The sequence below is a fragment of the Oryzifoliimicrobium ureilyticum genome (assembly GCF_037199735.1).
GTDB classification, from domain to species: Bacteria; Pseudomonadota; Alphaproteobacteria; order Rhizobiales; family Rhizobiaceae; genus Rhizobium; species Rhizobium ureilyticus.
The window spans coordinates 89,045-109,819 of record NZ_JBBBVQ010000002.1 but is presented as its reverse complement, the minus strand read 5'-3'; the positions used below and the strand labels follow the sequence as shown (position 1 = coordinate 109,819).

Below are 20,775 nucleotides of genomic sequence, written 5' to 3'. Positions count from 1 at the left end.
TTCTTTGTGGATGAATGGCTGCAGCTCAAGGCTATGCCTTTGACGCGGTTTCATCCTTGAGAATTCAGGGGTAAGATGAAGCCAATGGAAAGAAAATGCCGGGCACTTGCCGGCAAACGAGGTGACGTATGGCTGGCAGCGTGAACAAGGTAATTTTAATTGGCAATGTCGGCGCTGATCCGGAAATCCGGCGTACGCAGGACGGTCGTCCGATCGCCAATCTGCGCATCGCAACGTCTGAAACATGGCGCGACCGCAATTCAGGCGAACGGCGTGAGAAGACCGAATGGCATAATATCGTGGTCTTTAACGAAGGCCTGACCAAGGTTGTCGAGCAATACGTCAAAAAGGGCTCGAAGCTCTACATTGAAGGGCAGTTGCAGACTCGCAAATGGCAGGATCAGAACGGGCAGGACCGTTATTCCACCGAAGTGGTACTGCAGGGTTTCAACTCGACACTAACAATGCTGGACAATCGCGGTGAAGGCGGCGGCGCGTCTTCCGGCCGAGGCGGCAATGATTACGGTGGTGGCTATGGTGACGACTATGGTCAGCCGTCACAACCGTCCGGCGGGCGGAGCAGCGGTGGAAACAGCGGCGGGGGAAGCAACTTCTCAAGGGACCTCGACGACGACATTCCTTTCTGAGACACGCTCGGCATACTTTTACGCCGGATGCGATGATCACCGGGTAAGCTGACGGCTCACCCGGTTTTTTCATTATTGTGCCGTCGATTGATCGCCTAGGTCTTCCCGAAACTTGTGGCACTCACGTTGCGAGCTCCATTCTTTATAATTTCAGCATCCTAAATCGCTCATCGTCATATCGTGATTTTTGCTCTTGCATCTATAGCGACTGTAGAGGTTAGACCGCTCCTAATAGCTGAGCTGTAAAGGAGCTTTGAAAGTGTCGGATATCCTGAACGCCAGATACAAAGTTTCTGGAATGGATTGTGCGTCCTGCGCAACGAAAATCGATACGGCCGTGCGCCGTGTTTCGGGCGTCAAAGAGGTCTCAGTGTCTGTGTCCTCTGAGACGTTGTCGATTGAACACGACGCGACGGCAGACTTACTGGATATCGAGCGTCGCGTACGCCGCCTCGGCTATGAGGTCGCGGCGTTGCCGCAGAGCTCTGTTTCAGATTCTCACGATCATGCCTGCAGCGCTCACGAACATGAGCATGAGCATGAGCACCACCAGCACGAAGGGCATGAGCATCACTCGCATCATCATGATGATGATCACGACCATCAACACGCGTCCCCCCATGAGAAGCATTCGGATGTGAAGCATGATGGTGTCGGTTTTCAGGAAACGCGATTTGCGATCGGCGGAATGGACTGCGCTTCTTGTGCGGCGAAGATCGAAACAGCCGTCAGGCGCCTCGACACCGTTGATGACGTGACTGTCTCCGTGACAAGCGGCAAAATGACCGTTCGCCATGCAAACGAGCTCGATCCGCAAGCGGTTGAAAAGCAGGTAAAGGCTCTCGGCTACACGATTCATAGACAGGGGTCGAAACCAAATTCCGCCCACGAGCACTTGGAGGGCCTGCACGGCCACAGTCACGCGCCTCAGGACGGCCCATGGTGGAGAAGCGGCAAAGGCCGCCTGACCATTTATTCAGGCCTGGCATTGGTTGCAGCCTATGTCATCGGGCATCTCGTTCCTGCTGCAGAATCCTGGCTTTTCATTGCAGCGATGCTTGTTGGCCTGATCCCCATTGCGCGGCGCGCCATCATGGCTGCTCTTATGGGAACGCCCTTTTCGATCGAAATGCTAATGACGATCGCGGCAGTTGGTGCGGTCATCATCAATGCAGGCGAGGAGGCCGCGACCGTTGTCTTCCTTTTCCTTGTGGGCGAACTTTTGGAAGGGGTTGCTGCCGGCCGCGCGCGCGCCAGCATCCGTTCCCTAACCGATCTGGTGCCGAAGACCGCATTGATAGAAGAAAACGGCAAAACGCGTTCTATCCCGGCAGATAAGCTTGCGCTCGACGATATCCTTCTCGTCCGGCCAGGTGACCGAATTGCTGCTGACGGTATAATTGAATCAGGCGAAAGCGGTATCGATGAAGCACCGGTCACCGGTGAAAGCGTGCCTGTTCGCAAGACATCGGGCGATGCCGTTTTCGCAGGCACGGTGAACGGCGATGCCGCGCTTCGGGTCAAAGTCACTGCTTCAGCCAATGACAATACGATTGCGCGCGTCATCAAGCTGGTGGAAGAGGCGCAAGAAGCGAAAGCGCCTACAGAGCGGTTCATCGATCGCTTTTCGCGCTGGTACACACCGGCTGTCGTCGTGGTCGCCGCCTTGGTGGCCGTGTTGCCGCCTCTCCTTGGGATGGGCGACTGGAGCGCATGGATTTACAAAGGTCTTGCCGTCCTGCTGATCGGCTGCCCCTGTGCACTGGTGATTTCGACGCCTGCGGCAATCGCTGCGGCGCTCTCGGCCGGTGCGCGTCGCGGCTTGCTGATCAAGGGAGGTGCGGTTCTTGAAAATCTTGGGAAGGTGACTGCAATTGCCTTCGACAAAACCGGAACCCTGACGCAAGGGAAGGCCGTAGTGACAGACGTCATCGGTTTTGGCTTGGCTGAAGCCGACCTCCTGAGATTTTCGGCTGCCGTGGAGACTGGCTCTAGTCATCCTCTGGCCGTTGCCATTTTGAAAAAGGCTGAAGCCGACCAGATCGAGGTTCCTGCCGCAACGGATGCCAAAGCAATAGGTGGAAAGGGCGTCGCTGCTAAGGTTACCGGAAAGACCGTGTTTTTAGGCTCTCCTTCGGCGGCAAGCGAGCAGATGCCATTAACCGAACAGCAAAAAGCGGAAATCGTCCGTCTCAACGACGCAGGCAAAACCGTTTCCGTTCTCATCCTTGATGGCTCAGTTGCCGGCATCATTGCCCTGCGCGACGAACCCCGCGAGGACGCGGCGTCGGCACTGAAAGAACTCTCTGCCAAAGGCATGCGGACCGTCATGCTGACGGGTGATAATCAGCGCACGGCAAAAGCTGTCGGCGCCAAGCTCGGAATTGAAGTCAGATCAGAGCTCTTGCCGCAGGATAAACAAAAAATCGTTGGCGAACTCAAACGCGAAGGGTTTGTCGTTGCAAAGGTCGGCGACGGTATCAATGATGCACCGGCTCTGGCTGCGGCGGATATCGGGATCGCCATGGGCGGCGGCACCGATGTTGCGCTGGAAACGGCGGATGCGGCTGTGCTGCATGGACGAGTTTCCGACGTCTTGCGAATGATTGATCTCTCGAACCGAGCCATGCGCAACATCCGCCAGAACATCCTTATCGCTGTCGGACTCAAGGCGGTCTTTCTTGTGACGACCATCCTTGGCGTGACAGGGCTGTGGCCAGCAATCCTCGCCGATACGGGGGCAACGGTTCTTGTAACGATCAATGCCCTTCGCTTGTTGCGGCAAGCCTGACTGCTGCCGCCTTACCAGAAAACGGAGAGGGCTAGATCATGCCCTCTCTGGCGCAGCGTCGTTCGCCGCAGCAACCAATCACGACGAAATGTCGGCTGAGCTGACAAGGGCGCCCTTTGACTGAAATGCATTGAGAGCCAAGTTTATAGATGGAATAATGGGCCTCACAGCTATCCATTCACATGGCCAGCAAATGCAAGATGCACACCGTCGACAACAAACTGCACGGCAAGCGCAGCGAGAACAACACCGAGAAGGCGCGTCAGGATCGCACGTCCCGTCACGCCTAGGAAACGGTCTAGTCGGTCGGCGATCAAGAGCGCGGCAAGAAGCAAGAGCAAGTTGCCGGCGATGACAATCAGCAACTGTAGCTGCTCAACGGTCGTTGCAAGCGTTCCGGACAATAGGATAGTTGCCGAAATTGCGCCCGGTCCGGCAATCAGAGGAATTGCGAGGGGAAAGACCGAAATATTTTGAATGTGGTCGGTCGTAATCGCCGCTGCGCTTGTCTTTTCCTTTCGCTCCTGACGCTTTTCAAAAACCATTTCAAAGGAGATCCAGAACAGCAAAAGGCCGCCTGCGATTCGAAATGCACCGATCGATATTCCAAGCACGCCAAGCACGCTTGCGCCGAACAACGCGAAAGCAGCTAGGATGACGAAAGCTATTATGGTGCCCCTGACAGCGACCTGCTGGCGTTGCGGTCGGCTCATGCCGGCAGTCAGACCCAGGAAGACAGGCGCAAGGCCAGGGGGGTCTATCGTGACCAGCAATGTTGTGAACGCATTGATAAGCTGATCGACGCTTGCCATGCCGACAACATCCTTTTGGCTGCTTGAGTTACGCTCTCGATACGCGATTTGACATTCCGCGCAAGAAGCTTAAAGCCTAGCTTTGATAATCTGCCACATTGAAGGCTGAAAAGCTGTTCAAAACATGCGCATAAATTGGCGCTGCCCAAGCCTTTCGGCTATAAATTCGTTATCGATTCTGAAAGAGACGTATCTGTTTTGACTGAGCAAACACCCCCAGGGGGCGGCAGACTGCCGCCAGGCATAGAGCCCATCTCCATCATGGAGGAAATGCAGCGGTCTTATCTCGATTACGCCATGAGCGTGATCGTCAGCCGCGCGCTTCCCGACGTCAGAGACGGTCTGAAGCCCGTGCACCGCCGTATTCTGTTCGGAATGTCGGAGCTTGGCATCGACTGGAACAAGAAATACGTAAAATGCGCCCGCGTAACCGGGGATGTGATGGGTAAATACCATCCGCATGGCAATCTCGCGATCTACGACGCATTGGCGCGTATGGCGCAGGATTGGTCATTACGTCTGCCGCTCATCGACGGGCAGGGGAACTTCGGTTCTGTCGACGGCGACCCTCCAGCAGCTGAGCGTTATACGGAATGCCGTCTTCAGAAAGCCGCTCATTCCCTGCTCGATGATCTCGATAAGGAAACTGTCGACTTCCGCGATAACTACGACGGCACTCTGTCGGAACCCGTCGTGTTGCCCGCCAAGTTTCCGAACCTGCTGGTCAACGGGGCAGGCGGCATCGCCGTTGGTATGGCGACCAATATTCCTCCTCATAATCTGTCGGAAGTTATCAACGGGTGCATTGCACTGATCGACGACCCGGCGATGGAACTGCCTGATATCATGCAGATCATTCCCGGTCCTGACTTTCCAACCGGTGCAATGATTTTGGGACGCTCTGGCATTCGCTCGGCTTACGAGACTGGCCGCGGCGCCGTCATCATGCGGGGTGTCGCCAGCATTGAACCAATGCGCGGCGATCGCGAGCAGATCATCATCACCGAAATCCCGTATCAGGTGAACAAGGCCACGATGATAGAGAAAATGGCCGAGTTGGTGCGCGAAAAGCGGATCGAGGGCATTTCCGATCTTCGCGATGAAAGCGACCGACAGGGCTATCGTGTTGTCGTCGAACTGAAGCGCGACGCCAATGCAGAAGTCATCCTCAATCAGCTTTATCGCTACACACCTTTGCAGACATCTTTTGGCTGCAACATGGTTGCCCTTAATGGCGGAAAGCCCGAGCAGCTGACGCTTCTCGATATGCTGCGCGCGTTCGTTTCGTTCCGCGAAGAGGTCGTTAGCCGGAGAACTAAGTTTCTCTTGCGGAAGGCTCGTGAGCGCGCTCACGTGTTGGTTGGCCTTGCGATCGCCGTGGCAAATATCGACGAAGTCATTCGTGTTATTCGTCATGCGCCAGATCCGCAGTCGGCTCGTGAACAGTTGATGACGCGTCGTTGGCCAGCCAGCGATGTCGAAAGCTTAATCCGTCTGATTGACGACCCACGCCATCGCATTAATGACGATGGCACCTATAATCTTTCCGAAGAGCAGGCGCGCGCAATTCTTGAATTGCGCCTGGCTCGTCTGACAGCGCTCGGCCGGGATGAAATCGGCGACGAGCTGAACAAGATCGGCGTCGAAATTAAGGATTACCTTGAAATTCTTTCGTCGCGTCTGCGCATCCAGCAGATCGTCAAGGACGAGCTGACATCCATCCGTGATGAATTCGGCACGCCACGCCGTACGCAAATTATCGAGGGTGGTCCAGATATGGACGATGAGGATCTCATCGCCCGCGAAGATATGGTCGTGACCGTTTCTCACCTTGGCTATATCAAACGCGTTCCGCTGACGACCTACCGTGCTCAGCGCCGCGGCGGCAAGGGTCGCTCCGGAATGGTCACCCGCGATGAGGATTTCGTTACCCGGCTATTTGTTGCGAATACACACACGCCGGTGCTGTTCTTCTCCTCGCGTGGTATTGTCTATAAGGAGAAGGTCTGGCGCCTGCCAATTGGCACGCCGCAATCACGCGGCAAGGCTTTGATCAACATGCTGCCGCTAGAAGCAGGCGAACGTATAACGACGATCATGCCACTGCCCGAGGACGAAAGCAGCTGGGAGAACCTCGACGTGATGTTCTCCACTACGCGCGGCACGGTCCGACGCAACAAGCTGTCAGATTTCGTACAGGTGAACCGCAACGGCAAAATTGCGATGAAGCTGGACGAAGACGGAGATGAGATCCTGTCCGTCGAAACCTGTACAGAGCATGATGATGTGCTTTTGACGACAGCCCTTGGACAGGCGATCAGATTCCCCGTCGGCGATGTTCGCGTCTTCGCCGGAAGAAACTCGATCGGTGTCCGCGGCATCAATCTCGCAGATAAAGATCGTCTGATATCCATGACGATTGTTGGTCACGTCGATGCCGAACCATGGGAGCGCGCTGCATATCTCAGACGCTCTGCGGCTGAGCGACGTGCCATTGGGGTCGACGAGGAAGACATTGCGCTGGTCGGAGAGGAAGTCACCGAAGAGGGACAACTGTCCGATGAGCGCTATGAGGAGCTGAAGCAGCGCGAGCAGTTTGTGCTGACTCTTTCCGAGAAAGGCTTCGGAAAGCGATCGTCTTCCTATGACTTCCGTATTTCAGGACGTGGCGGCAAGGGTATTCGTGCAACCGATACATCAAAGACGAATGAGATTGGCGAACTTGTTGCGGCTTTCCCTGTCGATGACGGCGACCAGATTATGCTGGTTTCCAATGGAGGACAGCTGATCCGCGTGCCGGTCGGCGGCATTCGTATCGCAAGCCGTGCCACAAAGGGTGTGACCATCTTCTCGACGGCAGCTGAAGAAAGAGTTGTTTCGGTCGAAAGAATCAGCGAGCCGGAGGAAGATCCCGAGGTTGCTGTTGCTGCGGAAGAAGCCTCAGGTGAAGGGGCTTCGCAAGCTCCTGATGCAGACACCGCAGAAGGCCCTGGCTCTGAGCCGTAAGATCAAACCTTCTTGAATTTAAAAGGGGTCGCAGACAAAGCTGTTTGCGACCCTTTTTTATGCCTTTCTCCACGCCGCAACCCAATGCGCAGGAAGGGTGAGTAAAGCACGGTCCAAAAGAAAAAGGCCGCAAGCGGTGACCGCTTTCAGCCTTTTCTGAAGCAATTCAATTTTGACGGACTAAAAGGTCAGATGGCGCTCCTTATAGGACTTCGCCTCTTCTTCCTCGCGCCGCAACGCGGAAATCGTGGATGCAACGGACACGATGAACATGACGCTGATAAGAACAGTTAGAAGGGTCAAGATCGTGAACATGGCAATCCCTTTCCATTAGCTGGCGTTCACTGCCTCAGTACTCGCTGACGATCGACGCGCGTGCGGTGTTATATGTGTTGTACACCTTCGCAGCATCAGTCTTCTGCTCGTAGAGAGCTACGGTTGCGGTAAGCATACCCGCGATAACGGTCATCCAAACGGCGTTGATCAGCGAGATCTTATCGAACATGTTTAATTCCTTTTAGTCGCGTCGTTTGCACGACTGCTTGTTGAACGTGGTCGTTGGAAATTAGTTCCGCCGACCTTGACGGGTTGTTTACTAATTTGGGTCTGAAGCAGCCTTGAATGTGCTGTTCATTTTCCATTCAGACTCCGCGGCAGCGGCGTAACGCAGCTTTCCTGAAGCTCTGACAATGTGGGCATGGTCTGAAAGTTCCTGCTTAACCCACTGATGGTCGTAGAGCATTTCCAGAAGTCTCCAGCTTGCTTCGAGAACGAATGCCAAAAACGCCGCGACAATGAGAACAATGATCAGCATCCACATTTCTTCCCAAGAAGCCGGTGTCTTTCCGGCTGCATCTTACGGTGCCCATCATAGCAATCGCGTCTGAAACGGCCTTGAACGTAGTGTTCATCGGCCATTCAGCGGTCAGCCGTCCCTTGCGATGCGCTGTCATCCGTGACAAAAGGCGGAAAACCTGAACGGCGAAGCCAATGACAACAGCTTTTTATCCGGGATCGTTCGATCCTCTGACAAACGGGCATCTGGATGTGCTTGTGCAGGCCTTGCAGGTCGCTTCCAACGTGATTGTCGCGATCGGTGTTCACCCCGGGAAAACGCCGCTGTTTTCTTTTGATGAGAGGGCAAGGCTCATACGCTCTTCCTTATCGGAGGTGTTGCCGCAGAAAATCGACGACGTCTCCGTCGTATCCTTCGATAATCTTGTCGTGGATGCTGCGCGCGCTCACGGCGCTACCCTTTTGATCCGCGGCTTGAGAGACGGGACAGATCTCGACTACGAAATGCAGATGGCCGGGATGAACCGGCAGATGGCGCCCGATGTTCAGACGGTTTTTCTGCCAGCGGGTACGGCTTCCCGGCCTATTACCGCCACATTAGTCCGCCAGATCGCCGCAATGGGCGGCGATGTTGGCGCCTTTGTACCGCAGCCTGTGCTTGCGGCACTTCAATCCAAGCGTAAATCCTGAGGCGTTCGACGCCCGCAATGGAGTTTTCATGAAAATCGCTTCTCTTGCATTCGCTGGTGCTTTTGCCCTGGCATCTTTTGCTGCAGCGACGGTTGCCCAGGCTGCCGATCTCCTGACTATTCAGCTGAAGAGCGGGCCCGTTGTCATCGAGCTTTTGCCAAAGCTTGCGCCAAAGCATGTCGCGCAGATCGAGGCGCTTGCTGAAAAGGGCGCCTATGACAACGTGGCCTTCCACCGCGTTATCGACGGCTTCATGGCGCAGACGGGCGATGTCAAATTCGGCAATATGGCGAAGGGCTACGATGCACGACGCGCTGGTACAGGTGGTTCTGATCTGCCTGATCTGCCGGCTGAGTTTTCTAAGACACCCTTCGTGCGTGGCACGGTCGGCATGGCGCGCTCGCAGGATCCAAATTCAGCCAACTCGCAGTTCTTCATCATGTTTGACGAAGCGCCGTCCCTGAACGGTCAGTATACCGTGGTCGGCAAGGTTGTATCCGGGATGGAAAACGTCGATAAGATCGCGCGCGGCGAAGGCGGCAATGGCGAAGTCAGCAAGCCTGACCGGATGATCAAGGTCACCGTCAGCAAGAAGTAAAATATCCAGGAGAAGGAGATTAAGATGGCCGAGATCAAGGATCCGGAAAATACGATCATTCTCGAGACCACGAAGGGAAAGGTCGTCATTGCGCTTCTCCCGGAAGTGGCCCCGGAACACGTTAAACGCATCAAGGAACTGGCACGGGAAAACGCCTATGACGGCGTCGTGTTCCACCGTGTCATTCCAGATTTCATGGCTCAAACGGGCGATGTGAAGTTCGGCAAGAAGGGCGGCGAGAGCTTCAACCCTGGTCGCGCCGGAATGGGCGGCTCGGACAAGCCGGACCTGAAAGCCGAATTTTCGGCGACGCCGCATGTTCGCGGTACCTGCTCAATGGCGCGTTCGCAGAACCCCAATTCAGCCAATTCGCAATTCTTCATTTGCTTCACCGATGCCCCATGGCTCAATAAGCAGTATTCTGTTTGGGGCCAGGTTATTGAAGGCATGGACGTTGTGGATACGATCAAGCGCGGGGAGCCTGTGACCGATCCCGACTCGATCGTTTCGATGCGGGTTGCTGCAGACGTTTAATTTCTCTTGGTTTAGATGACCCGCCCTCGCATGCGCGTAGGGCGGGTTTTCCTATTTGAGGTGGCTGCGGATATGCGCGTAGACCTTTTCGATTTCGATCTGCCGGAAGATAACATTGCCTTGCGTCCGGCCGAGCCGCGGGATGCGGCACGGCTCCTTGTTGTCGATCCCAATGGCACGCCAATGCTCCGCGATGCGATTGTTCGCGAGTTGCCATCCTTTTTAAGGGCAGGGGACGCGCTGGTTTTCAACGACACCAAGGTCATCCCGGCTCAACTCGAAGGAACTCGTTTTCGAGAGGGAGCGCCAGGTCAGAGAATTTCAGCAACGCTTCATATGCGCACCGGGCCAGCTGAATGGAAGGCCTTTGCCAAACCGGGTAAGCGCATAAAGGTCGGTGATCGGATTGCCTTCGGTGAAACCGATGCACGAGCTAGCTCCACCTGTATGTTTGGAACGCTTGATTGCGTCGTGACGGACAAGGCGGACGGCGGCGAGGTAACACTTGTCTTCGACCTTTCGGGCCCGGCTCTAGATGAGGCGATTGCTTCGGTCGGTCATATTCCGCTGCCGCCATACATCGCGGCCAAGCGCCCCGAAGATGATCGGGATCGTGTCGACTATCAAACGATCTATGCCCGCGAGGAAGGAGCGGTCGCCGCGCCCACAGCCGGGTTGCATTTCACGCCCGGTCTTTTCGAGGCACTCGATGCGGCAGGAATCGAAAGACATTTCGTAACGCTGCATGTGGGAGCTGGCACTTTTCTTCCGGTAAAGGCCGACGACACTTCGGACCACAAGATGCATAGCGAGATCGGCTATGTCAGTGAGGATATCGCCGCGCGGCTCAACGCTGTCAGAGCACGTGGCGGGCGCATCGTCTGCGTCGGCACGACGTCGCTGAGGTTGATCGAAAGTGCAGCGAGCGAGGACGGGACGATCAATGCCTGGTCCGGAGCAACGGATATCTTCATTACGCCCGGCTATCGTTTTCGCGCCGTCGATATATTGATGACAAACTTCCACCTGCCGCGATCAACCCTTTTCATGCTCGTGTCGGCCTTCGCAGGCTTCGATAGAATGCATCAGGCTTATCGGCATGCCATAACTACCGGCTACCGCTTTTACTCCTATGGCGATTCAAGCCTGCTTTTCCGGAAAGATCCATGACCGAAGCCGCCCCGACGAATTTCGAATTTACGCTTAAAAAAACGGATGGCGGAGCGCGCCTTGGCGAAGTCTCCATGCCACGCGGTGTGATCCGCACACCTGCCTTCATGCCCGTCGGCACGGTAGGAACGGTCAAAGCCATGTATCTTGACCAGGTTCGGGAAACCGGCGCAGACATCATTCTTGGTAATACCTACCATCTCATGCTGCGTCCCACCGCCGAGCGTGTCGCTCGCCTGGGCGGACTTCACGAACTGATCCGCTGGCCATACCCGATCCTGACCGATTCAGGCGGCTTCCAGGTCATGTCGCTTTCGGGCCTACGCAAACTTGATGAGCAAGGCGTGACATTCAAGAGCCATGTCGACGGCAGCCTGCATCATATGTCGCCGGAGCGGTCGATCGAAATCCAGGGTCTTCTCGGCTCGGATATTCAGATGCAGCTCGATGAATGCGTCGCGCTTCCGGCAGAGCCGCGAGAGATCGAGCGAGCTATGGAAATGTCTTTGAGATGGGCTGAACGATGCCGCGTCGCCTTTGGCAACCAACCGGGCAAAGCTATGTTCGGCATCGTCCAGGGAGGTGATGTGCCGGCTCTACGCATTCGCTCCGCCGAGGGTCTTAAACAGCTCGATCTGAAGGGATATGCCGTAGGCGGACTTGCTGTCGGCGAACCTCAGCATGTCATGCTCGAGATGTTGAATATAACGCTGCCGGTCATGCCGGCCGAAAAGCCGAGATATCTGATGGGCGTTGGAACGCCTGACGATATCTTGAAATCCGTATCGCGGGGGATCGATATGTTCGATTGCGTGATGCCGACCCGCTCTGGTCGACATGGCCTTGCCTTCACCCGCCGGGGTAAAGTGAATATTCGCAACGCGCGCCACGCCGAAGACATGCGGCCACTCGATGAGCAATCGACCTGCCCAGCCTCGCGCGACTATTCTCGTGCATATCTTCACCATCTGGTGCGCTCCAATGAGGCACTTGGTGGCATGCTGCTTTCCTGGCATAACTTGGCTTACTACCAGGAACTGATGCAGGGCATCCGTCGGGCGATTGCTGAGGGTCGATTTGCCGATTTCATGGCGGAAACGATCGAGGAGTGGGCGAGGGGCGATCTTGCGCCCGTATGATCGCTGCTGGGCTCTTTTTCACGGTCCTTCTGGACTAGTGCAACGGTGATCCGCACGATTGCGGAAGATAACTATGACCAGGAGGGCTGGAATCATGATGAAGATGCTTCGTATGGCGATGATGTTCGCGGTGATGGGCTTTTCTGCCGTCAACACCCACGCGGCCGATCAACAGGTTCTTGACACGATCAAGAAGAGTGGGGTTCTGCGGATTGGCACGACGGGCGATTATAAACCTTTCACGTACAAAGGTCCTGATGGCGAGTTTACGGGTGCGGACATTGCCGTTGTCAAGGAACTTGCTGCACATATCGGTGTCAAACCGGTCTTTGTCACGACCACTTGGAAGACGATGCTGGACGATCTTCGTGCCAATAGATTCGACATTGCTGTCGGGGGCATCACGATCAATCCTGAACGCGCCAAGGTCGGAGATTTTTCGGTCTCTACGGGGAGTGACGGTAAGAGGCCGATCGCCAGATGCAACGACAGCGAGAAATATACGACGCTGGAAGCAATCAACCAGCCGTCAGTTCGCTTGATCGTCAATCCTGGCGGCACGAACGAAAAATTTGCTCATGAAAATCTTGGCAAAGCTTCCCTTGAGATCTTCCCCGACAACAGGAAGATCTTCGATCAGATTGCAGCCGATAAGGCCGACGTCATGGTCACGGACGGCGTCGAGGTGGATTTGCAATCCAAACTTCATCCAGGCGTATTATGCCCTGCAAAAGTCTCTTCTCCATTCACTCATTTTGAAAAGGCATATCTGATGCCGAAGAATGCTGCGTTCAAAGAATATGTCGATGCATTCGTCGCCGATGAGTTGAGAAACGGGGACATGCAGAAGCAACTTGATGCTGCAATGCAATAGGACTGGCGTTTTAAACCCTTAAGTTTCTGCTTAAAGGCGTCCGTTCGAATGCGGGTCTTTGGACTTTAAAGATTGCCGTGAGTGGCGGCGTTTTGGATATCGCTGCCCTTTCCTCAGCAGGCGCGATCTGCTCTGTTGCGGCGGTCTCAATCAGGTCGCGCTAAAAGGAAGCGTCATGCCCGAAAGTCTACAAGCCCGCGTGGCAGCCACCGTTGAGGGGCAACGGCTTCAATCGACCAATCAAACCAATAACTGGCGTCGCTGGGGCCCTTATTTGTCGGATCGGCAATGGGGTACCGTTCGCGAAGATTATAGTGCTGATGGTGACGCATGGGAGTATTTCACCTACGACGAGGCGCGTAGCCGCGCTTATCGCTGGGGAGAAGATGGAATTGGCGGCATCACCGATGAGGGCGGCCGATGGTGCCTTGCGCCGGCCTTTTGGAACGGCTGCGATACTCATCTAAAGGAACGACTTTTCGGCGTCACCAATCCGCAGGGCAACCACGGTGAGGATGTAAAGGAAGTCTACCACTACGTAGACGCTACACCTACCCACAGCTATGGCAAGATGCTGTATCGCTATCCGCACCAAGCCTTCCCTTATGAGGATTTGGTGACAACAAGCCTGTCTCGGTCGCGCCTTGAACCGGAATATGAGCTGGTGGATACCGGTATCTTCGAAGGCGGTTATTTCGACATTACTATTGAGCACGCCAAGGCGGCTCCCGATGACATATTGATGCGCATCAGTGTCAAAAATTTCGGACCTTCAAACCGTAAAATCTGGATCATTCCGCAACTATGGGCGCGGAATACCTGGTCTTGGGACGATGTCGGTGATCGACCTGCAATCGAGGCGGATGATCACGATGCGGTCGCCTCCCGTCAGGGCAGACCAAAGAGACGCCTTGAGGTTGACGGCCCGCATGAGTTGTTTTTCTGTGAAAATGAGACAAATATTCCACTCCTTTTTGAAGGCAAAGCTACCGGGCCTTTCAAGGACGGCGTTCATGATTATATCGTTAAAGGGGATCGCAATGCGGTAAGGCGGGCGTTTGGCACCAAGGTGGCGGCGATTGTTGTCATGGAGTTGAAGCCCCTGGAGGAGCGCTGCGTGCGGGTCCGCTGGAGGCCTGATGCCAATAAAGATCAGCCAGCTTTCCAGGATTTCGACCGCATTCTCACGCAGCGGATCGACGAAGCAGACGAGTTCTACGCCATCGTTCAAAGCGGCTTGGACAATGATGCTCGATTCGTGCACCGCCAGGCGATGGCAGGGCTGCTATGGTCGAAGCAATTTTATCATATCGATGTCAGTCAATGGCTGGAGGGCGATGCGCTGCAGCCACCCCCGCCGCATGCGCGCCTCTATGGACGCAACAAGCATTGGCAGCACCTCAACACCGCTGATGTCATGCTGATGCCAGACAAGTGGGAATACCCCTGGTTTGCGGCCTGGGATCTCGCGTTTCACGCCGTTGCCATTGCCGATATCGATGCGCGTTTTGCCAAGGATCAACTCCTTCTTCTTATGCGCGAATGGTACATGCATCCAAATGGGCAACTTCCCGGCTACGAATGGGAATTTGCGGACGCAAATCCCCCAGTTCATGCCTGGGCAGCCCTTCAGATATACCGCGCTGAGAAATCGCGCGGTGCTGAGCCAGACACGGATTTTCTCGAGCGCACCCTGCATAAACTCTTGTTGAATTTTACCTGGTGGGTCAACCGGCGCGACGAGGGAGAACGAAACCTCTTTCAGGGCGGCTTTCTCGGTCTCGACAATATCAGCCCGTTCAACAGATCCGAACCTCTGCCGGATGGTGCAACGATCGATCAGGCAGATGGAACCGCCTGGATGGCCATGTATGCGCTGAATTTGATGGCAATGGCGCTGGAACTGGCGCAGGAAAAGCCGCTCTATGAGGACCTTGCCACAAAGTTTTTCGAGCATTTCCTGTCAATCGCAGGGGCCATGTCAGATGCGGAAGGGCGCGGCGAGTCGTTATGGAATGACGAGGACGGATTTTTCTACGATGTCATTAGAGATCGTGACGGTGTCGCTTCGCCTGTCAGATTGCGATCAATGGTCGGCCTCATTCCGCTTTTCGCCGTCGAGGTGATCGACAAGAAATTGCTCGACAAGGTACCGGGGTTCAAAGCGAGAATGGCTTGGTTTCTCAAGCATCGACCGAAGCTTGCAGCCCTTGTCTCGCGTTGGGACGAGGAGGGGGCCGAGCAGACTTATCTTCTTTCTTTGCTGAGAGGACATCGACTAAAATGTCTGCTGGCGCGCGCGTTCGACCCAGCCGAGTTCCTCTCTGATTTCGGTATAAGATCACTTTCCAAAGCGCACTTGGCAGACCCTTGCAGGGTATCCTTTGCTGACGGTCTGATAGAGGTCGCCTACCAGCCAGGAGAAGCACCGACCGGCCTTTACGGCGGCAATTCGAATTGGCGCGGGCCGATCTGGATGCCTGTCAATTATCTTATCGTGGATTCGATCAACAAATTCGACAGCTACTTCGGCAGAGATTTCAAAGTGCCTTTTCCCAGCCAAAGCAGCACGATGATCGATCTGGGGGAAGCGGCCGATGCTCTTGCGAGCCGCATTGTGAGTCTTTTCCTACCAAACGGAAATAATTCTATCCCGCCATCGTTATGTGCGACTGGCGAAAAAGGACGTATGGAGAGCGCGATTTTATTCTTTGAGTATTTCCACGGAGACACCGGTGCAGGTCTCGGCGCTTCTCACCAGACGGGGTGGACAGCTTTGGCGGCTCTGTTGCTGAAACAGCTTGCGGAACGCGCGTCTTCTCAAGGCTGAGGTCGGCATCAACTTACCGATCAATTTTCGTGCCCGAGGCTTAGGCTTCATCGATCCGTGTCCTGCGTGGCGCGGGCCATCTCCCTGCGCATCCAGCTTGAATCACCCCATGTGAAAAGCCAGATCATGAGATCGGTCAACGCTGCGATGACGGGCAGCAGCATTGACCGACCGATGCCTAACGGGCGCTGATTGCGTTCAGCCTCTCTCAGATGTGCTAACTCTTGTTCCTAAATGGACAAAATGAGGGCGTTTAAATCTGGATCATGGCGTTCGAGGAAAAACAACTGGTCTTGGAAATGTCAATGGACAGTGCTTTCAACAGATTCGGTACAGATCCAAATCATGTTACGTCCACATATCGCCGTCAAAAATCCCAGGAGATAGCCCCAATGCTCCAAAGAGACCTGATACGGCAGGGGCGGATATCACGAGAAGGCATCGCATCGCGAAATAAGCGGCAGTGCTCGATCTCATCGTCCCGCATTTCACAAAGAGCGGGAACCATGTCCGGATAAAAGAGGCGGGCAATTCGAATCTGAGCCGCATAAATCCGGATAGCGCCAAACTCGCCGGCGTGATTGACCTTTAAGATACGACGGACTGTAACATCGGGCCATGTTTGGGCAGACTTGGGGAAGGCCTTAAGACTGCAAAGCAGCTTTATGAACCTTATAGAGGATCGCGCAGCGATCCGAGCAACTCGCAAAGTGGCCGTCCGCAGAGCAGGATAGTCTCGCCGCCAGCTGATAATGTCGGTTGCCGTGATCAACAAAGTTTCTGAAGAGATACGTGCAAAATCCGGGCGATGCAATTTCTGCAAAAGCAGAGGTCTGTTCTTCAAACCTAACTTTGTCGGCTTTCAAAGGAGAAACAACAATCAAGAGAGCACGTCTTGATACCGGGAAGGTCGTAAAAGTTGCTCCGAGCTCAAGGTCGATCCGACCTGAGCAGTCTCGCTGAACAAAGGCTGCTCTGACGGCGTCAGGCTTCATGTCACGCTCTAAATTGATCCATGACAAGGATCGCGTGTTCAAACCATGAGAAATGGCATCTTAGGTGAACGAAGGGACCAAGATGTCAGAGGCATTGATCGCAAAATACGGCGAAGCACGATTGCCGCGCTATACCAGCTATCCAACAGCTCCAGCCTTTGCGGAAAGCATTGGTCCTGATCATTATGCCCCAGCGCTTGAAGAAGCCGCAGATGCAGGACCTGTTTCGATTTATCTGCATATTCCTTTCTGTCGAGCCATGTGCTGGTACTGCGGATGCCATACGACAATCACGCTGCAAGATGCACCGATCCGGAATTATCTTGAGGTGATGAGCCGTGAGATCATGCTCGTTCAAAAGGCCGCTGGCGGTCGCATTCCAGTGAAAAGCATTCACTTCGGAGGAGGGACGCCCACAATCCTTGCGCCGAACGAGTTTTCTTTATTGATGGAAAGGCTGCGCTCGACGTTTCGTTTCGAGCAAGATGCGAGTGTGGCCGTTGAAATCGATCCGCGCACGCTGACCAGCGATATGATCGATGTTCTCCATGACAACGGGATTGATCGCGTCAGCCTCGGTGTACAGAGCTTCGATCCCGTAGTCCAAAAAGCCATCAATCGCATTCAGACGTTCAACGAAACCAAGGATGCCGTTACCGCGCTGCGTTCAAAAGGCGTCAAAAGCACGAATTTCGATCTCGTCTATGGCCTGCCGTTCCAGACGGTGGCGTCATGCCTTGAGACGGCAAGAATGGCGCTTGAACTGCAGCCCGAGCGTTTTGCAGTCTTTGGATATGCGCATGTTCCCAGTTTTAAGAAACATCAGCGGCTGATCGACGATGCTACCTTGCCTAATGCCGATCAACGGAATGCGCAGGCTGAAGCTATTGCCGCGGAGCTTGTCTCTGCGGGCTATATCCGAATAGGCCTTGATCATTTCGCGCTTCCTCAGGACGGACTTGCGATTGCTTCAGCCAAAGGAAAGCTGCACCGGAATTTTCAAGGCTATACGACGGATGATTGTGAAAACGTTATTGGGCTCGGTGCCTCGGCCATCAGCCGCCTTTCGTCCGGCTATTATCAGAACCATGTGGCGCTGGGTCGCTATTCGGACCTTGTCTCGACAGGCAATCTGCCAACAGCGAAGGGATATCTTCTTTCGAAGGAGGACAAATTGCGCGGCACAATCATAGAGCGGCTCATGTGTGATTTTGAAGCTGATGTCGGCAAGTTGAGCCGTGCGGCCGGCTATGAAGACAGCTTTCTACTTGAGCGCAATGAACGATTGTCCAGCCTGATTGCGGACGGTGTCGTGACTGTCGAGGATGGTCGGTTGATCGTCATTCAGGATGCACGCTTCATGGTACGCGCCGTCGCATCTGCTTTCGATGTCTATTTCAATGCTTCCAGGAGAACATTTAGCAAGGCAGCCTGACGCGGAGAGAAGATCAATCATTGGCCATAAAAGTCCAATTCATCTGTGTCTTATGCTCATTTCTTCACTTCCTTTTTTAGCTTCTGCGTGGCGCTGCTAAAGCGTCAACGTCGGCCTCGTTAGGTTGTATTGTGTCCGATCCGAACCAGCGGCATGAAGGATCTTTCGACCACCTGTCATTTCCGATCACGCCAACGGGCTGCAGGACATTATCCGTGATCAAGAAGACTTCTGATCCTTTCGGCGAGCTGGCGCGCCGTATAGGGTTTGCGCAACCACTGAGCGCCAGCAATGACCTCATGTGACGTCAGCGCTGGCTCTGAATATCCGGAAGTAAAGAGCACCGCCAAATCGGGCCGCTGTCTGCGAGCCTCCCGCGCCACCTCGTCGCCCGACATTCCTCCGGCCAACACGATGTCGGAAAACAACAACGCGATTTCCTGGTTCTTGGCTAGTATCTGAAGCGCGGCTGCGCCATCAGCTGCTTCCACAACATGATAACCCATGTCCCTTAGTCGCGTCACTGCCACCTTCCTGACCCGAGGATCGTCTTCAACGATGAGTATATGCTCGCTTCCCTGGGGAAGGGGAGCTTGAGCAGGTTCCGCATCTGGAGCTGAGAGATCTGACTTCGGCGTGCTCAGGGCGGGCAGGTAAATTCTGATTGTTGTACCTCTGTCTTCCTCGCTGTAAATCTGGATGTGACCGCCGGATTGCTTGACGAATCCATAGACCATGCTCAGTCCGAGGCCTGTTCCCGAACCTACCTGCTTTGTGGTGAAAAATGGCTCGATTGCGCGCTGCTTGACCTCCTTGGTCATGCCCGAACCCGTATCGGTCACAGAGATGAGGATGAAGTTCCCACTGCGCACCTCCGGATACATTTTGGCATAGTCCGCATCAAGGCTGACGCTAGAGATTTCCGTTGTGAGGCTACCGCCTTTTGGCATTGCGTCGCGAGCATTCAGAGCGATGTTGAGAATCGCGTTCTGGAGCTGCGATGCATCTACAAAGGCCTCAAGATGGGAGCCTGAAAGCACCGTCGATAATCTGATGTTTTCGCCGAGCGTCCTTCTGAGCAGATCTGAGAAGCTCGTGATGAGCTGCCCAAGATCGACCTGCTTTGGGCTAAGGGGCTGGCGACGGCCGAACGCGAGCAATTGTCCGGTCAATTTCGCGCCGTCCGCCGCAGCATCTTGCGCCTCAGTAAGCATATCTCGCAGAGGGCCTGGCTGCAGCTTTGCCTCGATCATCTCAAGGTTCCCGCTAATGACTGTCAGAAGATTGTTAAAATCATGGGCAAGGCCGCCAGTCAGCTGTCCGACAGCCTCCATCTTCTGAGCCTGACGGAGATCTTCTTCTATTTTGATTTTGCTTGTGAGATCACGGACAAAGCCGGTGAAAATACGTTCACCGTTAAATGTCGCTTCTCCTACATGAAGCTCCATGGGAAAAAGCGAGCCATCGGCGCGCCGACCGGTAACCACCCGACCATACCCGATAATCCGCTTTTCGCCCGTTTCAAGGTAGCGGTTGATATAGTCGTCATGAGCATCTCGATAAGGACTAGGCATCAGATTGCTGACATTTTCTCCGCAAATCTGTTCGGCACTCATGCCAAAGAGTTTTTCTGCTGCCTTGCTAAAGGACATGACGATGCCCTTCTGGTCGATGACCACCATGGCATCTGGAACAGTTTCAAGGATCGAAGACAGGTGCGCTTCACGCGCACGGACGGCTTCTTCCGCCTTCTTGAGTGCGCTGATATCACTGTTGGTCTGGATCACCGCCGGCTGTCCATCCGCAAGATTGACCAGCACACAGCGCGTTGCGACCTGGATATCGTGACCGCTTTTATGACGATGAACAATCTCTCCGCGCCAGAACCCCCGCGTTTTTAAATCCTCCAGAATCTCATTTCTCGGATTGGGATATTGAGTTGCGAGAAGCTCGAAAACCTTTTCGCCGACGGCCTCCTCGCGCGTCCAGCCGTAGAGGCTCTCCGCTCCGATCGACCAATGGGTGATGGTGCCCGCCAAGCTGTGAATAATGATGTCAGCTCCATCAAGGACATGCACCAGGCTATCGAGTTCCTTTGAGGTGGCCGTGCGGGGTGAAATCAGGCGATGGGGCATGGCTGCTCCTTGGGCATGGAAGGCTGCCTCTATGACAGGTTTTCCCACGAAAATCATCTGCCGCGGATTGAAAGCTCGATCGCGAAGACGCAGGAAATGAACATGATTTTCGAAACAGCGGATGAACCGCCCTGTGCAATGAAACATCAAGGAGAGCTGAGCAAGAATTTGCGGAAAGAGTGTCCGGTAGCCATCTTGGCGGTGCGGGCCAAGTTTGACGCTCGCGCAATGTGGTATCTCACGATTGACCTTCCATCAGGGATTGCCATTATTCTATCCAACCTTGTGAGGGTAGGCGCTGAACATCAGATCGAGACAGTACCC

16 protein-coding genes and 1 pseudogene are annotated in these 20,775 nt (G+C 54.6%); 11 read left to right on the top strand and 6 right to left on the bottom strand.

From position 1 onward, the window contains the following. Nucleotides 1–128: 128 nt before the first annotated feature. Both VQ830_RS03700 and VQ830_RS03695 read left to right on the top strand, forming a co-directional pair. The gene (locus VQ830_RS03700; protein ID WP_337266727.1) at nt 129–647 is read left to right on the top strand and encodes a single-stranded DNA-binding protein; all 519 of its coding nucleotides are present in this window, start codon (nt 129–131) and stop codon (nt 645–647) included. Between the two features lie 268 nt (nt 648–915). Beyond that, on the top strand, nt 916–3,438 hold the full coding sequence (locus tag VQ830_RS03695) for a heavy metal translocating P-type ATPase (RefSeq protein WP_438617311.1): 2,523 nt from the start codon (nt 916–918) through the stop codon (nt 3,436–3,438). Between the two features lie 170 nt (nt 3,439–3,608). Here the strand turns inward: VQ830_RS03695 and VQ830_RS03690 are convergent, their stop codons facing one another. Further along, nucleotides 3,609–4,250, bottom strand: coding sequence for a MarC family protein (locus VQ830_RS03690; RefSeq protein WP_337266725.1), 642 nt, complete (start codon nt 4,248–4,250; stop codon nt 3,609–3,611). A 198-nt stretch (nt 4,251–4,448) separates the two neighbouring features. On the opposite strand from VQ830_RS03690, the gene gyrA reads away from it, so the two are divergent. After that, entirely contained in the window at nt 4,449–7,256 is a 2,808-nt protein-coding gene (gene gyrA, locus VQ830_RS03685; protein ID WP_337266724.1) for a DNA gyrase subunit A, read from the top strand. A gap of 180 nt (nt 7,257–7,436) precedes the next feature. On the opposite strand, the gene VQ830_RS03680 is transcribed toward gyrA, so the two are convergent. From VQ830_RS03680 to VQ830_RS03670, 3 genes are all read right to left on the bottom strand, one after another. Next, nucleotides 7,437–7,571 carry a hypothetical protein gene (locus tag VQ830_RS03680; RefSeq protein WP_337266723.1) on the bottom strand — a complete coding sequence of 45 codons (135 nt, stop codon included), beginning with the start codon at nt 7,569–7,571 and terminating at the stop codon, nt 7,437–7,439. 34 nt (nt 7,572–7,605) lie between these two features. Beyond that, the gene (locus VQ830_RS03675; protein ID WP_337266722.1) at nt 7,606–7,761 is read right to left on the bottom strand and encodes a hypothetical protein; all 156 of its coding nucleotides are present in this window, start codon (nt 7,759–7,761) and stop codon (nt 7,606–7,608) included. 90 nt (nt 7,762–7,851) lie between these two features. After that, nucleotides 7,852–8,070: a hypothetical protein gene (locus VQ830_RS03670; RefSeq protein ID WP_337266721.1), complete on the bottom strand. Its 219-nt coding sequence runs from the start codon at nt 8,068–8,070 to the stop codon at nt 7,852–7,854. Nucleotides 8,071–8,246: 176 nt separating this feature from the next. Here VQ830_RS03670 and coaD point away from each other — a divergent pair, with 176 nt between their 5' ends. The 7 genes from coaD (at nt 8,247) to VQ830_RS03635 (ending at nt 15,886) form a co-directional block, all read left to right on the top strand. After that, complete coding sequence (gene coaD, locus VQ830_RS03665; protein WP_337266720.1) at nt 8,247–8,741, top strand: pantetheine-phosphate adenylyltransferase; 495 nt, start codon at nt 8,247–8,249, stop codon at nt 8,739–8,741. A 28-nt stretch (nt 8,742–8,769) separates the two neighbouring features. Further along, nucleotides 8,770–9,339: a peptidylprolyl isomerase gene (locus tag VQ830_RS03660; protein ID WP_337266719.1), complete on the top strand. Its 570-nt coding sequence runs from the start codon at nt 8,770–8,772 to the stop codon at nt 9,337–9,339. Between the two features lie 24 nt (nt 9,340–9,363). Beyond that, a complete protein-coding gene (locus VQ830_RS03655) occupies nt 9,364–9,873 on the top strand; it encodes a peptidylprolyl isomerase (protein ID WP_337266718.1) in 510 nt (169 codons plus the stop codon). A 72-nt stretch (nt 9,874–9,945) separates the two neighbouring features. Further along, entirely contained in the window at nt 9,946–11,043 is a 1,098-nt protein-coding gene (queA, locus tag VQ830_RS03650; protein WP_337266717.1) for a tRNA preQ1(34) S-adenosylmethionine ribosyltransferase-isomerase QueA, read from the top strand. Continuing rightward, nucleotides 11,040–12,182 (top strand): tRNA guanosine(34) transglycosylase Tgt, encoded by a 1,143-nt coding sequence (tgt, locus tag VQ830_RS03645; RefSeq protein WP_337266716.1) that lies wholly within the window; start codon nt 11,040–11,042, stop codon nt 12,180–12,182. The genes queA and tgt overlap by 4 nt, the downstream gene beginning before the upstream one ends. A gap of 94 nt (nt 12,183–12,276) precedes the next feature. Continuing rightward, entirely contained in the window at nt 12,277–13,056 is a 780-nt protein-coding gene (locus VQ830_RS03640; protein ID WP_337266715.1) for a transporter substrate-binding domain-containing protein, read from the top strand. 175 nt (nt 13,057–13,231) lie between these two features. After that, on the top strand, nt 13,232–15,886 hold the full coding sequence (locus VQ830_RS03635; protein WP_337266714.1) for an MGH1-like glycoside hydrolase domain-containing protein: 2,655 nt from the start codon (nt 13,232–13,234) through the stop codon (nt 15,884–15,886). Nucleotides 15,887–15,933: 47 nt separating this feature from the next. Here VQ830_RS03635 and VQ830_RS03630 read toward each other — a convergent pair. Beyond that, nucleotides 15,934–16,547 (bottom strand): annotated as a pseudogene (locus VQ830_RS03630) (demethoxyubiquinone hydroxylase family protein). A gap of 416 nt (nt 16,548–16,963) precedes the next feature. On the opposite strand from VQ830_RS03630, the gene hemN reads away from it, so the two are divergent. Continuing rightward, on the top strand, nt 16,964–18,316 hold the full coding sequence (hemN, locus tag VQ830_RS03625; protein ID WP_337266713.1) for an oxygen-independent coproporphyrinogen III oxidase: 1,353 nt from the start codon (nt 16,964–16,966) through the stop codon (nt 18,314–18,316). Nucleotides 18,317–18,525: 209 nt separating this feature from the next. Here the strand turns inward: hemN and VQ830_RS03620 are convergent, their stop codons facing one another. Then, a complete protein-coding gene (locus VQ830_RS03620; protein WP_337266712.1) occupies nt 18,526–20,451 on the bottom strand; it encodes a hybrid sensor histidine kinase/response regulator in 1,926 nt (641 codons plus the stop codon). Between the last annotated feature and the right edge of the window lie 324 nt (nt 20,452–20,775).

What these genes read in the sequence shown, in the direction of transcription:
- VQ830_RS03655 (WP_337266718.1), top strand. Translation starts at nt 9,364, where the DNA reads ATGGCCGAGATCAAGGATCCGGAAAATACGATCATTCTCGAGACCACG.
- VQ830_RS03675 (WP_337266722.1), bottom strand. Translation starts at nt 7,761, where the DNA reads ATGTTCGATAAGATCTCGCTGATCAACGCCGTTTGGATGACCGTTATC.
- coaD (WP_337266720.1), top strand. Translation starts at nt 8,247, where the DNA reads ATGACAACAGCTTTTTATCCGGGATCGTTCGATCCTCTGACAAACGGG.
- tgt (WP_337266716.1), top strand. Translation starts at nt 11,040, where the DNA reads ATGACCGAAGCCGCCCCGACGAATTTCGAATTTACGCTTAAAAAAACG.
- VQ830_RS03635 (WP_337266714.1), top strand. Translation starts at nt 13,232, where the DNA reads ATGCCCGAAAGTCTACAAGCCCGCGTGGCAGCCACCGTTGAGGGGCAA.
- hemN (WP_337266713.1), top strand. Translation starts at nt 16,964, where the DNA reads ATGTCAGAGGCATTGATCGCAAAATACGGCGAAGCACGATTGCCGCGC.
- queA (WP_337266717.1), top strand. Translation starts at nt 9,946, where the DNA reads ATGCGCGTAGACCTTTTCGATTTCGATCTGCCGGAAGATAACATTGCC.
- VQ830_RS03620 (WP_337266712.1), bottom strand. Translation starts at nt 20,451, where the DNA reads ATGCCCCATCGCCTGATTTCACCCCGCACGGCCACCTCAAAGGAACTC.
- VQ830_RS03700 (WP_337266727.1), top strand. Translation starts at nt 129, where the DNA reads ATGGCTGGCAGCGTGAACAAGGTAATTTTAATTGGCAATGTCGGCGCT.
- VQ830_RS03640 (WP_337266715.1), top strand. Translation starts at nt 12,277, where the DNA reads ATGATGAAGATGCTTCGTATGGCGATGATGTTCGCGGTGATGGGCTTT.
- VQ830_RS03680 (WP_337266723.1), bottom strand. Translation starts at nt 7,571, where the DNA reads ATGTTCACGATCTTGACCCTTCTAACTGTTCTTATCAGCGTCATGTTC.
- VQ830_RS03670 (WP_337266721.1), bottom strand. Translation starts at nt 8,070, where the DNA reads ATGCTGATCATTGTTCTCATTGTCGCGGCGTTTTTGGCATTCGTTCTC.
- VQ830_RS03660 (WP_337266719.1), top strand. Translation starts at nt 8,770, where the DNA reads ATGAAAATCGCTTCTCTTGCATTCGCTGGTGCTTTTGCCCTGGCATCT.
- VQ830_RS03690 (WP_337266725.1), bottom strand. Translation starts at nt 4,250, where the DNA reads ATGGCAAGCGTCGATCAGCTTATCAATGCGTTCACAACATTGCTGGTC.